Origin of the sequence: Citrobacter sp. TBCS-14, assembly GCF_005280805.1 — a bacterium.
Lineage (GTDB): Bacteria > Pseudomonadota > Gammaproteobacteria > Enterobacterales > Enterobacteriaceae > Citrobacter > Citrobacter gillenii.
In genome coordinates, this window is the sequence record NZ_SZWM01000164.1 from 599,669 (window position 1) to 613,366 (window position 13,698).

At 50.2% G+C, this 13,698-nt stretch carries 11 protein-coding genes, 1 pseudogene and 1 other annotated feature; of the genes and pseudogenes, 9 read left to right on the forward strand and 3 right to left on the reverse strand.

Going from position 1 to position 13,698, the window contains the following annotated elements:
- The first annotated feature begins 22 nt into the window (after positions 1 to 22).
- Positions 23 to 117, forward strand: a sequence feature (Trp leader region).
- A 23-nt stretch (positions 118 to 140) separates the two neighbouring features.
- From FDX22_RS06580 to trpA, 5 genes are read left to right on the forward strand one after another with little or no spacing between them, the layout of a single operon-like run.
- Entirely contained in the window at positions 141 to 1,703 is a 1,563-nt protein-coding gene (locus FDX22_RS06580) for an anthranilate synthase component 1 (protein WP_115258316.1), read from the forward strand.
- Positions 1,703 to 3,298 carry a bifunctional anthranilate synthase glutamate amidotransferase component TrpG/anthranilate phosphoribosyltransferase TrpD gene (gene trpD, locus FDX22_RS06585; RefSeq protein ID WP_096756814.1) on the forward strand — a complete coding sequence of 532 codons (1,596 nt, stop codon included), beginning with the start codon at positions 1,703 to 1,705 and terminating at the stop codon, positions 3,296 to 3,298. The genes FDX22_RS06580 and trpD overlap by 1 nt, the downstream gene beginning before the upstream one ends.
- Positions 3,299 to 4,660 carry a bifunctional indole-3-glycerol-phosphate synthase TrpC/phosphoribosylanthranilate isomerase TrpF gene (trpCF, locus tag FDX22_RS06590; RefSeq protein ID WP_255432766.1) on the forward strand — a complete coding sequence of 454 codons (1,362 nt, stop codon included), beginning with the start codon at positions 3,299 to 3,301 and terminating at the stop codon, positions 4,658 to 4,660.
- A 10-nt stretch (positions 4,661 to 4,670) separates the two neighbouring features.
- Entirely contained in the window at positions 4,671 to 5,864 is a 1,194-nt protein-coding gene (trpB, locus tag FDX22_RS06595; protein WP_096756813.1) for a tryptophan synthase subunit beta, read from the forward strand.
- A complete protein-coding gene (gene trpA / locus FDX22_RS06600) occupies positions 5,864 to 6,670 on the forward strand; it encodes a tryptophan synthase subunit alpha (RefSeq protein WP_146716900.1) in 807 nt (268 codons plus the stop codon). Before trpB ends, trpA begins: the two co-directional genes overlap by 1 nt.
- A 33-nt stretch (positions 6,671 to 6,703) precedes the next feature.
- On the opposite strand, the gene FDX22_RS06605 is transcribed toward trpA, so the two are convergent.
- On the reverse strand, positions 6,704 to 8,176 hold the full coding sequence (locus FDX22_RS06605; RefSeq protein ID WP_117342897.1) for a GGDEF domain-containing protein: 1,473 nt from the start codon (positions 8,174 to 8,176) through the stop codon (positions 6,704 to 6,706).
- A gap of 101 nt (positions 8,177 to 8,277) precedes the next feature.
- Positions 8,278 to 8,553: a hypothetical protein gene (locus FDX22_RS06610; protein ID WP_117342898.1), complete on the reverse strand. Its 276-nt coding sequence runs from the start codon at positions 8,551 to 8,553 to the stop codon at positions 8,278 to 8,280.
- Between the two features lie 438 nt (positions 8,554 to 8,991).
- Between FDX22_RS06610 and FDX22_RS06615 the strand changes: the two genes are divergently transcribed.
- Positions 8,992 to 11,193, forward strand: a complete 2,202-nt coding sequence (locus tag FDX22_RS06615; RefSeq protein ID WP_146716901.1) for an autotransporter outer membrane beta-barrel domain-containing protein — start codon at positions 8,992 to 8,994, stop codon at positions 11,191 to 11,193.
- Positions 11,194 to 11,283: 90 nt separating this feature from the next.
- Here the strand turns inward: FDX22_RS06615 and ompW are convergent, their stop codons facing one another.
- The gene (gene ompW / locus FDX22_RS06620; protein ID WP_096756809.1) at positions 11,284 to 11,922 is read right to left on the reverse strand and encodes an outer membrane protein OmpW; all 639 of its coding nucleotides are present in this window, start codon (positions 11,920 to 11,922) and stop codon (positions 11,284 to 11,286) included.
- Positions 11,923 to 12,202: 280 nt separating this feature from the next.
- On the opposite strand from ompW, the pseudogene FDX22_RS30880 reads away from it, so the two are divergent.
- The 3 genes and pseudogenes from FDX22_RS30880 to FDX22_RS06630 all read left to right on the forward strand — a co-directional run.
- A pseudogene (locus FDX22_RS30880) lies at positions 12,203 to 12,289 on the forward strand (YkgJ family cysteine cluster protein); the annotation flags it as partial.
- 28 nt (positions 12,290 to 12,317) lie between these two features.
- On the forward strand, positions 12,318 to 13,061 hold the full coding sequence (locus FDX22_RS06625) for a YciC family protein (RefSeq protein WP_096756808.1): 744 nt from the start codon (positions 12,318 to 12,320) through the stop codon (positions 13,059 to 13,061).
- Between the two features lie 55 nt (positions 13,062 to 13,116).
- Complete coding sequence (locus FDX22_RS06630) at positions 13,117 to 13,656, forward strand: septation protein A (RefSeq protein WP_115258309.1); 540 nt, start codon at positions 13,117 to 13,119, stop codon at positions 13,654 to 13,656.
- The last annotated feature ends 42 nt before the right edge of the window (positions 13,657 to 13,698 follow it).

Genomic DNA, 13,698 nt, shown 5'->3' on the forward strand with positions numbered 1-13,698 from the left:
GATGAAAGCAACATATGTCCTGCACGGTGGGTGGCGCACTTCCTGATTTCGGGCAGTGTCTTACGTCTGCAATATGCAACCAGATACCCGGCCCGCCAACTAAGCGGGCTTTTTTTTGAACAAAATTAATGAGAATAACGATGCAAACACAAAAACCGACACTCGAACTGCTGGCCTGTGACGCCGCCTACCGTAACAACCCGACCGAGCTGTTTCATCAGGTCTGCGGCGCGCGCCCGGCGACATTGTTACTGGAATCCGCCGATATCGACAGCAAGGACGACCTGAAGAGTCTGCTGTTGGTCGACAGCGCGCTGCGTATTACCGCCTTAGGTGACACCGTTACCATTCAGGCGTTGTCAGCGAATGGAGCCTCCCTGCTCCCGTTGCTGGATGCCGCCTTGCCAACTGGTGTTGAAAACCAACAACAGCCGAATGCCCGCCAGTTGCGTTTTCCGGCCGTCAGCCCACTGCTGGATGAAGATGCCCGCTTATGTTCCCTGTCGGTCTTTGACACGTTCCGTTTAATGCAGGAACTGGTGAATGTGCCGGAGCAGGAGCGTGAAGCCATGTTCTTCGGCGGTCTGTTTTCCTACGATCTGGTCGCTGGATTCGAAGATTTACCCCAGCTTGAAGCCGGCAACCGCTGCCCTGATTACTGCTTCTACCTGGCCGAAACCCTGATGGTCATTGACCACCAGAAAAAAAGCACCCGTATTCAGGCCAGCGTGTTCACGCCCTGCGAGGAAGAAAAACAGCGTCTGGCCCACCGACTGGCGCAGTTGAGCCAGCAATTAACCGAACCCGCGCCGCCGCTGCCCGTTATTGAAGTACCAGAAATGCGCTGTGAGTGTAATCAGAGCGATGAAGAGTTCGGTACCGTCGTGCGCGGTTTGCAAAAAGCCATTCGTGCCGGTGAGATTTTCCAGGTAGTGCCTTCCCGCCGTTTTTCACTGCCCTGCCCGTCACCACTTGCTGCCTATTATGTTCTGAAAAAGAGCAATCCCAGCCCGTACATGTTCTTTATGCAGGATAACGATTTCACGTTGTTCGGTGCCTCGCCGGAAAGTTCGCTGAAATACGATGCCACCAGCCGCCAGATTGAGATCTACCCTATTGCCGGGACTCGCCCACGCGGCCGTCGTGCTGACGGCTCGCTGGACCGCGATCTCGACAGCCGTATTGAGCTGGAAATGCGCACTGACCATAAAGAACTTTCCGAGCACCTGATGCTGGTGGACCTGGCGCGTAATGACCTGGCTCGTATCTGTACCCCGGGCAGTCGCTACGTGGCCGACCTGACCAAAGTTGACCGGTATTCCTTCGTGATGCACCTGGTTTCCCGCGTGGTCGGCGAACTGCGTCATGACCTTGACGTCCTGCATGCATACCGTGCCTGTATGAACATGGGCACGCTGAGCGGTGCGCCGAAAGTGCGCGCCATGCAGCTTATCGCCGAGGCTGAAGGTCGCCGCCGCGGTAGTTATGGCGGCGCGGTCGGTTACTTCACCGCCCACGGTGATCTGGACACGTGCATTGTGATTCGTTCTGCCCTGGTAGAAGACGGTATCGCCACCGTGCAGGCGGGTGCCGGGATTGTTCTGGACTCTGTACCGCAGTCTGAAGCCGATGAAACCCGTAATAAAGCGCGTGCGGTTCTGCGTGCTATCGCCACAGCACACCACGCACAGGAGATTTTCTAATGGCTGATATTCTGCTGCTCGATAACATTGACTCTTTTACCTATAACCTGGCAGATCAGCTGCGTACCAACGGCCACAACGTGGTGATTTATCGCAACCATATCCCGGCGCAGACCTTAATTGACCGCTTAGCGACCATGAAAAACCCGGTACTGATGCTTTCGCCAGGTCCGGGCGCGCCAAGCGAAGCCGGCTGCATGCCGGAGTTGTTGACTCGCCTGCGTGGCAAATTGCCGATTATCGGTATTTGCCTTGGGCATCAGGCGATTGTCGAAGCTTACGGCGGGTATGTAGGTCAGGCGGGAGAAATCCTGCACGGCAAAGCCTCCAGTATTGAACACGACGGTCAGGAAATGTTCGCCGGTCTGGCTAATCCCTTGCCTGTGGCGCGTTACCATTCACTGGTCGGCAGCAACGTCCCGGCGGGACTAACCATTAACGCCCACTTCAACGGCATGGTGATGGCGGTTCGCCACGACACCGACCGCGTGTGCGGATTCCAGTTCCATCCGGAATCAATTCTCACCACTCAGGGCGCGCGTCTGCTGGAGCAAACGCTGGCCTGGGCACAGCAGAAGCTTGAACAAACCAACACGCTGCAGCCTATTCTCGAAAAACTGTATCAGGCCCAGACGCTGTCCCAGCAGGAGAGCCACCAATTGTTCTCTGCAGTCGTGCGCGGTGAATTGAAGCCGGAGCAGCTGGCTGCCGCACTGGTCAGCATGAAAGTGCGCGGTGAGCATCCGAATGAAATTGCCGGGGCGGCGACGGCCCTGCTGGAGAACGCCGCGCCGTTCCCACGTCCGGACTATCTGTTTGCCGACATTGTCGGGACCGGCGGTGACGGCAGTAACAGCATCAATATTTCCACCGCCAGCGCGTTTGTCGCTGCAGCCTGTGGGTTAAAGGTAGCGAAGCACGGTAACCGTAGCGTCTCCAGTAAATCAGGATCATCCGATCTGCTGGCGGCCTTTGGCATCAACCTGGATATGAATGCCGATAAGTCGCGCCTGGCGCTTGACGAACTGGGCGTATGTTTCCTGTTTGCACCGAAATATCACACCGGTTTTCGTCACGCCATGCCGGTTCGTCAGCAGCTCAAAACCCGCACGCTGTTTAACGTGCTCGGGCCGCTGATTAACCCTGCGCATCCGCCGCTGGCGCTGATCGGCGTCTACAGCCCGGAACTGGTACTGCCCATTGCCGAAACCCTGCGCGTGCTGGGATATCAGCGTGCAGCCGTGGTGCACAGCGGCGGAATGGATGAAGTTTCGCTGCATGCACCGACCATTGTGGCCGAATTGCATGACGGCGAAATCAAGAGTTATCAGCTGACGGCAGACGACTTTGGCCTGACGCCATATCACCAGGAACAGCTGGCGGGCGGCACGCCGGAAGAAAACCGTGACATTCTCAGTCGCTTGTTACAAGGTAAAGGTGAAGCCGCGCACGAGGCCGCCGTGGCAGCGAATGTCGCCATGTTAATGCGCCTGCACGGCGAAGAAGATTTAAAAGCCAACGCACAAATCGTGATTAATGTCCTGCGTAGCGGTGCGGCCTATGACCGGGTCACCGCCCTGGCAGCAAGAGGGTAAATGATGCAAACCGTTTTAGCGAAAATTGTCGCAGATAAGGCGATTTGGGTAGAAGCCCGCAAACAGCAACAACCGTTGGCCAGCTTTCAAAATGATGTTCAGCCAAGCTCGCGACATTTTTATGATGCGCTGCAAGGCGCGCGGACCGCGTTTATTCTGGAGTGCAAAAAAGCCTCTCCGTCAAAAGGCGTGATCCGTGATGACTTTGACCCGGCACATATTGCGGGTGTGTATAAACATTATGCCTCGGCGATTTCTGTGCTGACCGACGAGAAATATTTCCAGGGAAGCTTTGATTTCCTGCCCATCGTCAGCCGCATCGCACCACAGCCGATTCTGTGTAAAGACTTTATTATCGATCCTTACCAGATTTACCTGGCCCGTCACTACCAGGCTGACGCTTGTTTACTGATGCTGTCCGTGCTGGATGACGAACAATATCGTCAGCTTGCCGCCGTGGCACACAGCCTGAAAATGGGTGTGCTGACCGAGGTCAGCAACGAAGAAGAGCTGGAACGTGCCATTGCGCTTGGCGCAAAAGTCGTGGGCATTAACAACCGCGACCTGCGCGATCTGTCGATTGACCTCAATCGCACCCGCCAACTGGCACCGCGACTGGGCCACGGCGTGACCGTCATCAGCGAGTCCGGCATTAATACCTACGGCCAGGTGCGCGAACTCAGCCATTTCGCCAACGGTTTTCTGATTGGCTCCGCGCTGATGTCGCATCAGGACCTGCATGCAGCGGTACGTCGCGTGCTGCTCGGCGAGAATAAAGTCTGCGGACTGACGCGCGCGCAGGATGCCCATACGGCGTATGAATCCGGCGCAATTTATGGCGGACTGATTTTTGTTCCTTCTTCACCACGAGCCGTCAATATTGAGCAGGCTCGTGAGGTCATGACAGGTGCGCCGCTACAGTACGTTGGCGTGTTTCGCGACAGCAATATTGATGACGTGTGCTCCACCGTCGGGCATTTATCACTGACAGCCGTGCAACTGCACGGGAACGAAAATCAGACTTATATCGATACGCTGCGTGCGGCATTACCGCAACAGGTGCAAATCTGGAAGGCGCTGAGCGTGGGCGAGTCACTGCCAGTCTGCAGCTATCAGCATGTTGATAGATACGTTTTCGACAACGGCCAGGGCGGCAGCGGACAGCGCTTTGACTGGTCGCTGTTGGGTGGGCAATCACTGGATAACGTTTTACTGGCTGGCGGACTCGGTGCAGATAACTGCGTCGACGCGGCTAAAACCGGCTGTGCCGGTCTCGATTTCAATTCTGGCGTAGAGTCGCAGCCGGGCATCAAAGATGCGCGTCTGCTGGCCTCGGTCTTTCAAACACTGCGCGCATATTAAGGAAAAGGACATGACAACATTACTCAACCCCTATTTTGGTGAATTTGGCGGCATGTATGTGCCACAGATTCTGATGCCTGCCCTGCGCCAGCTGGAAGAAGCCTTCGTCAGCGCGCAGAAAGATCCTGAGTTTCAGGCGCAGTTTACCGACCTGCTGAAAAACTATGCAGGCCGCCCTACCGCGCTGACCAAATGCCAGAACATCACCGCAGGTACTCGCACCACCCTGTATCTGAAGCGTGAAGACTTGCTGCACGGCGGTGCGCACAAGACTAACCAGGTGTTGGGTCAGGCGCTGCTGGCAAAACGTATGGGTAAAACCGAGATCATCGCTGAAACAGGTGCCGGTCAACACGGCGTAGCTTCCGCGCTCGCCTGTGCCTTGCTTGGCCTGAAGTGTCGCATCTATATGGGTGCGAAAGACATCGAACGTCAGTCTCCCAACGTGTTCCGTATGCGGCTGATGGGCGCCGAGGTGATCCCGGTACACAGCGGCTCCGCCACGCTGAAAGATGCCTGTAATGAAGCGCTGCGCGACTGGTCTGGCAGCTACGATACTGCGCACTATATGCTTGGTACGGCGGCTGGCCCACATCCTTTCCCAACTATTGTGCGTGAGTTCCAGCGCATGATCGGCGAAGAAACCAAAGTGCAGATCCTCGAAAAAGAAGGTCGTCTGCCGGATGCCGTTATCGCCTGCGTGGGTGGTGGGTCGAATGCTATCGGTATGTTTGCTGATTTTATTAATGACACCAGCGTCGGGTTGATTGGCGTTGAGCCGGGCGGTCACGGGATTGAGTCCGGTGAACACGGCGCGCCGTTGAAGCATGGTCGCGTCGGAATTTACTTCGGCATGAAATCGCCGATGATGCAAACCGAAGAGGGGCAAATCGAAGAGTCCTATTCGATTTCAGCGGGTCTGGATTTTCCGTCCGTCGGGCCACAGCATGCTTACCTGAACAGTATTGGCCGTGCCGATTACGTATCGATTACCGATGACGAAGCGCTGGAAGCCTTTAAAACCCTGTGCCTGCATGAAGGGATCATTCCGGCCCTGGAGTCATCACATGCCCTGGCGCACGCGTTGAAAATGATGCGTGAGGATCCGGACAAAGAGCAGCTGCTGGTGGTTAATCTCTCCGGTCGCGGCGACAAAGACATCTTCACCGTACACGATATTCTGAAAGCACGAGGGGAAATCTGATGGAACGTTATGAAAACCTGTTTGCACAGCTGAAGGACCGAAAAGAAGGTGCATTTGTCCCCTTCGTCACCCTCGGCGACCCTTCTGTTGAGCAGTCGCTGAAGATTATTGATACGCTGATCGACGCCGGAGCCGATGCGCTCGAACTCGGGATCCCCTTCTCCGACCCGCTGGCTGACGGCCCGACCATTCAGGATGCGACCTTACGTGCTTTTGCCGCAGGCGTCACGCCGTCGCAATGCTTCGAAATGCTGGCGTTGATCCGTCAAAAACATCCCAACATTCCTGTTGGCCTGCTGATGTACGCCAATCTGGTGTTCAGTAAAGGCATTGACGAATTTTACGCCCAGTGTGAAAAAGTCGGCGTGGATTCCGTGTTAGTCGCAGATGTGCCGGTTGAGGAGTCTGCGCCATTCCGGACAGCGGCACTGCGCCACAACGTGGCACCGATTTTCATCTGCCCGCCGAACGCTGATGACGACCTGCTGCGCCAGATTGCGTCCCATGGTCGCGGTTATACCTATCTGTTGTCTCGTGCTGGTGTGACTGGCGCTGAAAAGCGTGCCGCGCTACCGCTGCATCATCTGGTCGAGAAGCTGAAACAATACAATGCACCGCCGTCGCTGCAAGGCTTCGGTATCTCAGCACCTGAGCAGGTCACGGGGGCGATTGAAGCAGGTGCTGCCGGGGCGATTTCAGGCTCGGCGATTGTGAAAATTATTGAGAAAAATGTCGCCGCACCGGAACAGATGCTGACAGAGCTAAGGGCTTTTGTCAGCGCGATGAAAGCCGCCACGCATCAGTAATAAGCCACAACCGCCAGCGTAAATCTGGCGGTTTTATCCTTCTTTCGCCTGCTTCATTTTGTACATGGCGTTATCTGCGTTCTGAATAGCCACATCCAGTTCACCGTTCACTTCCGCAATTCCCCATGACACCGACAGCGGCACAGTGTGCCCCTCCACCACAAATACGTGATTATTGACCTGACCGCTAATACGCTCAGCGATGGCGATAGCGTCACTCGCCTGAGAGCGAAACAGCAGGATCATAAACTCATCCCCGCCGGTACGAATCACCAGATCGTGACTGGTTCGGGTATTAGACAGCATTCTGTTGGCAATGGTTTGCAGTGCGCGATCCCCGGCCGCGTGGCCCCAGGTGTCGTTGACGGCCTTAAACTTATTACAGTCCAGAAGTACCACCGAACAATGGGATAAATCCCGGCGTTTAATAATGTCGAGGATCCTGCGGTTAAAACAACCGGTCAGCGAATCGATATACACCTTTAGATCGCTTTCATTCAGCCACGATTTCAACGAAAAGCTAATGATAATAAAGAAGAACGGCGCCAAAAGAATCACAATTCCGGCATGCGCATCGTGTACCATAAAACGACCTAACGAGATCGAATAGTGCAGCGCGTACTTTTCTGACAACATCCTGACATGAGCGTTGTTCAGGTTTGCGCATTTCCCCGCTAAACAGAGACTCTCGTTGTTGAGTAAATTAACCAATGCCACATTAAGACCCGGCGGAAGCTGGTATTCAAACGCGTTTGCCAACTCATCTTGCAATTCCGGTTTCGAATGGTCATAAACCAGGTACGCCACGATATGATCGGAGATATCATCGCCTGACAGATCGTAAATATAGCTAACGACACTGTACGCCTTATCACCGGTGATTTTATCGGTGTAAAAATTGGTCGAACTAAGGGCTTTGTTTTTGACGTTTTTTTGCAGTAATCGGGTATAAAAATCGACCGGCGGGTAGAAAAAATTGGAAATATCGAGCGCCATCTCGGAGTCAGCGAAAGAAAAATTGTGAGAGTCGGCAGGAGTAAACCAGTAAAAATAATCTGCGTCTTTGGCGATAATATAACGATGCGCGTCGAAAGTGCCCGGATTGAGCTCATTCACCATTCCGCGGATAAACTCTGCGGCGGTAAACATACACAGGGCCTGCTGGCTGGGCTGCTTAGCGATAATGGCTCCAGATGCCGAATGTATCCGCTTTCGATCGGCGTTGATTCCCCACTCCCCCTCCTCGCGCGGAACAAAGCGCGACTTGCTGCCACATCGTCCACCATTAATGGTGTGGTGATAACGCTCACCGATGGCGTCCGCGATCAGTTCATTGTCGTTAAAGATGTCCATGAGACGCGTTTGGAGACGGTTGATACCTTCACTTGCGGTGGCCGTACGCTGCTCGTAAATGATGAACAGGAACAGTGATGTAAATATCAGTGTAATGAGGCCAGAGACCAGCAACGCCTGCCTGTTTCTGAGCTTATCCTGCACAATCTTCACGCGTCCACCCTGATAGTTACCCGCATTGCCAAATCAGTTACTTGAGCGCTAAGTTACAGATTTACCCATAAAAAGCATATCTTTATTAACAAATGCGCAAACTAGTCTTCACCATCGAGCAGATAGCCCGCCCGGCGAATGGCCTCACGGCAGTCGCTGACGCCGGCGGCATAACCCGCTTCAATTTCGCAAACCGGGCTGGCACTGCAATAAGGTAATTTGATCGGTACGGCCAGAGCGTGTTCAAGGCTCTCCACCCGAGTCATATACCCCAGCAGTGCGCGCGCAGCATACAGGGCGAATTCTGCTATGTCATCGTTGGGTGATGATTCCAGAAGTGAAATTTTTTGTTGCAGCTGTTGGCGGGACAATTCCATCGTCAATGCCCTCAAAGCAGGTTTGCTTAAAGAGTAGCATTTGATCGAAGGGTGAAAAGGCGGGAGGGGAAAAACAGGGCCAAAAAGACGGGACAACGCTCGCCCCGTCTTTTCACATTTGAATCTCAGCGTTAGAAGCGATAACTTACACAGAATATAGATACCTAATAATTTCACAGCAACAACATCAGAAAACACCTACATGAACACCAGAAAAATTCGAGTTGCCCTGAAAGTTACGCATTTTTACAATATATAAAACAATGGCCTTAGATTAGTTTTTCCTGCTGGAATTACTAATCTTAATAATTGTAGCGTCATTGTTTTTTCAAGTTTAATAAACTGTATCTATTTATCGTTCGTTGAGCGGCAATCTACTATTTATGTTTGCGGCAACCTTAACTGATAATTATTTATTTTTTATTGCGAGTGTTATGTATGTTTAAAAAGAAAGTGATCAGCACATTAATCCTGTCAGTTTTACCGGGTGCAGGTTTCTCTGCAGATTTTACTGTAAAAGTAAATCAAGGCACTGAAGTAAAAAATGAAGTGATTAATAAACAACAAGATGTTTATGGAAAAATATTGGATAGCACTATCATCACTGGAGGTCATCAGTATATTCATACTGGCGGAAGTGCTTCTAACATTGTACTTAACGGCGGAAAAAGCACGGTAACTGGTGCTTTGATTGATAATTTCAAGATATTATCAGGAATTCAAAAACTTGAATCTGACGCTATTTCTGAGAATGCGTACATTGCAATGTCCGGAATTCAACTCGTCAATAATAATGCAACGGCAGTCAGCACTAGCGTAGAAAGCAAGGGCAGGCAATTTATTAATGCCGGCGGAAAATCAGAAAATACAACAGTTAACAGTGACGGTGCACAATACGTATATAAAAATGGCATGTCTAACAAGACCATTATAAATGGAGGCGCTGTATTTGTACGTGGTGGCACAGCTACTAATTCCACTATAAATAGTGGAAAACAAGTGATAACAGAGGGAGGTACTACATCTGGAGATACCATTAATAAGGGTGGTTATCAAAACATTGGTGTTAATGGTAGTGCCTCTAACGTCACTGTGAATACAGGAGGCCGTCAGGATATTAATACTGGCGGTTATGCAAAAGATACTACTGTTATAGGAGGGCAGTACGACATAGATCCAAACGCTACTGGTGAAAATGTAAGTTTCGACGGTGGTGTAGGCTTCATCCATGAAGCTGGTGTTTTAGCTGGATACGCGACGCTAAAAAACGGCGCTGAAATTTATATGGCCGAAGGTTCCGATGCTGACATTTCACTATCAGGTCAGAGTAATCTCTATGTTATCAACAGCATAAAGAATAGAAACATGAATCTAAATGATTCCTCTGTTCATTTTCGTTCTTCTTTTGATAATGACTTATCAACTGATTTAAAGGAATTTAAAACTCTTAGCGTTGATAAATTAGATTCCAGCAACTCTTCATTTTTTATGAAAGTTGAAGGTATGAGTGGTGATTTCCTTGATGTGTCTGAATTTTCCGGAACCAACAATACAGTTAATATTAAAGGTAGTGGTAAAGAAAGCAGCGATGGATATCACTTGATTCATGCTGGTAATAGTACAAATGATGCTTTTAAATTAAATGGTGATAAAGTTGAACTGGGTTCATATGTATATACTTTAGAAAAAAATAATGATGATTGGTATTTGAAACAGCATAGTGATCAACTTTCATCTTCAGCAAAAGCTGCATTGTCAATGGCATCCTATGCTTCTTCAATCTTCACAAATGAGTTTCATACTATATCAGACAGATTGAATAATAGCCTGACCGATATTGAAGGAAATCATGTATGGGGAAGATTCATTAGTTCAGATTATCGCGTTGATAATGGTGTGAACGACCCATATAAACTCAAACAAAATGGTTTTGAGTACGGCATAGGGAAAACTCTCCCGACAGAAACTGGCGATATAAGTTTTGGTGTGTCTGCGGGTATCACCCAAAACAAAATTAAAGAAAAATCAGGGACGCATTCTGATGTTGACAGCTATTCAATTGGTTTATATGCGTCATATATCCATAAAAACGGGCTTTACATTGATGGGTTAATTAAAGGCAACCGATTTGACACTAATTCCAAAGTCATCGTTGACTCCGTCGATGTTGCAACCACTGAATTTAAGCAAACAGGTTTTGGTTCTGCTTTGGAAGTAGGTAAGTACACATGGTTTGATAAAACGTTTTTTGTTCCCTACACTCGAGCAGAATACTTTATTGCCAGGAGTGAAGACGTTTCACTAAGCAATGGCATGAAGGTTGATCTGGGCAATGACAGATCTTTCAAAGGAGAAATTGGTGCTAAATTAGGAACCAACTTAAATGTTGGCCAGAGCGCTAAAATCACGCCATATTTCAAAATTTCAATTGAAAATGAATTTATTGATGATAACTCAGTAAATATCAATAAAAGTGTGAAGATTAGAAATGACAATTCAGGTACTGTCGGTAATTATAGCTTAGGCCTTGATGCAAAAATCGGGAAGAATGCCTCTCTATTTTCTGAAGTCGGCTACTCCAAAGGTTCAAACATCGAGGCACCACTCAATATTAAAGCAGGCGTCCGCGTTCTCTTTTAATACTTGAGCAACCCTATTCTGTACGTCTGGATTGCCCTGGATGTACAGAATGGAAAACGGGTCATGTGATGACCCGTTTTCCAGAAGAGCTTAAAAACGATAACCCGCAGAGAACATAAACACCCACGGATCGAGGCGTACGTTATCGTGCTGCTGTGCGCCAGCCAGTTTGTAGCTCGCGGTGGTGTCGATATCCATGTACCAGACTGACATGTTAATCAACCAGTCACGGTTGATCAGGTAGTCCATCCCCACCTGTCCCGCCGCACCCCAGGAGTCTTTCAGGCTCAGGTCAGATAATCCGGTTTCTTTGCCGTTATCGTTAAATCCTTCGTCGAAGAACGTGGTGTAGTTAACGCCGACGCCAACGTAAGGACGCAACTTGCTGCTGGAGTCGCCAAAGTACCACTGCGCCATTAGCGTTGGCGGTAAATGATGAACGGTCGCGATATCCCCGGTGGTTGAGGTGCCGATTTTATGACGAAACGGCGTTGCGGCCAGTAATTCGACACCAATATTGTCGGTCGCCATATAGGTGAATGTCAGCCCCAGTTGCGTGTTATTGCTGACGTCAAAACCGCCCAAACTTCCCAGCGTACCACCCGCACCTTCCGTCGGTCTTACGGTTGCAGAACCTGCGCGAATAAAGAACTCTCCCGCTTCATGCGCAAATGCGTTCCCGGAAAGTAGAGTTGTTAATGCCAATGCTGCCACTGTTAATTTTTTCATGTCCGCTCCATCGTTATGGTTATAAAAGCGGAACGAATATACCTACAATGGAGTAATAAATGATCTAACACAGATCACATTGACGCCTGTAATTTAACATTTATTGATCCAGATTAAGTTAGAACTTGCATTCAAAATCCTGGTTAACTTAATTCAGATCAATTTTGATATATTTCCACCCTGTGAGCATTTTTCCCTTCAATGGTATACGGACGTAATGAGCCATGGTGTACAGAGAACAAACAGCGTTGTTGCATAATGCTGAAGTCATAGCCAAAAATTACCGCCGCTTTACAAAGATATGCTTTTCCATACACCTCGCGATGCTGCCACTGTTGAGTTATCCAGGGTACAATTGCCCGCAAATGAACACCTGCAAAACTCAAGGAGAGTGCATGTCAATCACGGCGAAGTCCGTTTACCGTGACACGGGAAACTTTTTCCGTAATCAATTCATTACCATCTTGCTGGTATCGCTGTTGTGCGCGTTTATCACGGTGGTGTTCGGGCATGCTTTTTCCCCCAGCGACGCGCAGATTGCGCAACTCAGTGAAGGGGATCAGATAACCAACAGCGTGGGACTGTTCGACCTGGTGCAGAACATGACACCGGAACAGCAGCAAATCCTGCTACGTGCGTCAGCGGCATCGACATTTTCTGGACTTATCGGCAATGCCATCCTCGCGGGTGGTATTATTCTGATGATCCAGTTAATTTCAGCAGGCCATCGAGTCAGCGCGCTGCGGGCCATTGGCGCCAGTGCACCGGTATTGCCTAAGCTGTTTATTCTGATTTTTCTGACTACCCTGCTGGTGCAAATCGGGATTATGCTGGTCGTTGTACCCGGTATTGTGCTGGCCATTCTGCTGTCGCTTGCGCCAGTGATGATGGTTCAGGATAAGATGGGTGTCTTTGCAGCCATGCGCAACAGTATGCGTTTGGCGTGGTCTAATATGCGACTGGTTGCGCCCGCTGTGATCGGTTGGCTGCTGGCAAAAACGTCACTGTTGCTGCTCGCCCCCACTTTTGCTGTATTAACGCCGAATGTTGGCGCGGTAGTGGCGAATACGCTGAGCAATATGATTTCTGCCGTTTTGCTGATCTATTTGTTCCGCCTGTATATGCTGATTCGCCAATAAACCCTGAACGCATCCCGGCCTCTTGGTCGATGCTTTTTGATTACGGAATCGAAGAATGAAGCAGTTTCTTGATTTTTTACCGCTGGTGGTCTTTTTCGCTTTTTATAAGCTTTATGACATCTATGCGGCGACCTCGGCACTGATTGTCGCGACGGCCATTGTGTTGATTTACAGCTGGGTTCGCTATCGCAAGGTCGAGAAGATGGCGTTGATCACCTTTATTCTGGTGGCTGTTTTTGGCGGCCTGACCGTTTTCTTCCACAACGATGAATTCATTAAGTGGAAGGTAACGGTGATATATGGGCTGTTTGCGGGTGCCTTACTGGTCAGCCAGTGGGTGATGAAAAAACCGCTGATTCAGCGCATGTTAGGTAAAGAACTGACGCTGCCGCAGCCGGTATGGTCGAAACTGAACCTGGCCTGGGCCGTCTTTTTCATCCTGTGCGGTCTGGCGAATATCTACATCGCGTTTTGGCTGCCGCAAAATATCTGGGTTAACTTCAAAGTGTTTGGCTTAACCGCCCTGACGTTGGTCTTCACGCTGCTGAGCGGGGTATATATTTACCGTCATCTGCCGCAGGAAGATAAGTCATAATGTGCATTCGCCAGATCTGCGGATCTGGCGGATTTTTAACCC

Bases quoted from the DNA above. Each gene is read 5' to 3' on its own strand.
- FDX22_RS06580 (WP_115258316.1), top strand. From the start codon at position 141: ATGCAAACACAAAAACCGACACTCGAACTGCTGGCCTGTGACGCCGCC.
- trpD (WP_096756814.1), top strand. From the start codon at position 1,703: ATGGCTGATATTCTGCTGCTCGATAACATTGACTCTTTTACCTATAAC.
- trpCF (WP_255432766.1), top strand. From the start codon at position 3,299: ATGATGCAAACCGTTTTAGCGAAAATTGTCGCAGATAAGGCGATTTGG.
- trpB (WP_096756813.1), top strand. From the start codon at position 4,671: ATGACAACATTACTCAACCCCTATTTTGGTGAATTTGGCGGCATGTAT.
- trpA (WP_146716900.1), top strand. From the start codon at position 5,864: ATGGAACGTTATGAAAACCTGTTTGCACAGCTGAAGGACCGAAAAGAA.
- FDX22_RS06610 (WP_117342898.1), bottom strand. From the start codon at position 8,553: ATGGAATTGTCCCGCCAACAGCTGCAACAAAAAATTTCACTTCTGGAA.
- FDX22_RS06615 (WP_146716901.1), top strand. From the start codon at position 8,992: ATGTTTAAAAAGAAAGTGATCAGCACATTAATCCTGTCAGTTTTACCG.
- ompW (WP_096756809.1), bottom strand. From the start codon at position 11,922: ATGAAAAAATTAACAGTGGCAGCATTGGCATTAACAACTCTACTTTCC.
- FDX22_RS06625 (WP_096756808.1), top strand. From the start codon at position 12,318: ATGTCAATCACGGCGAAGTCCGTTTACCGTGACACGGGAAACTTTTTC.
- FDX22_RS06630 (WP_115258309.1), top strand. From the start codon at position 13,117: ATGAAGCAGTTTCTTGATTTTTTACCGCTGGTGGTCTTTTTCGCTTTT.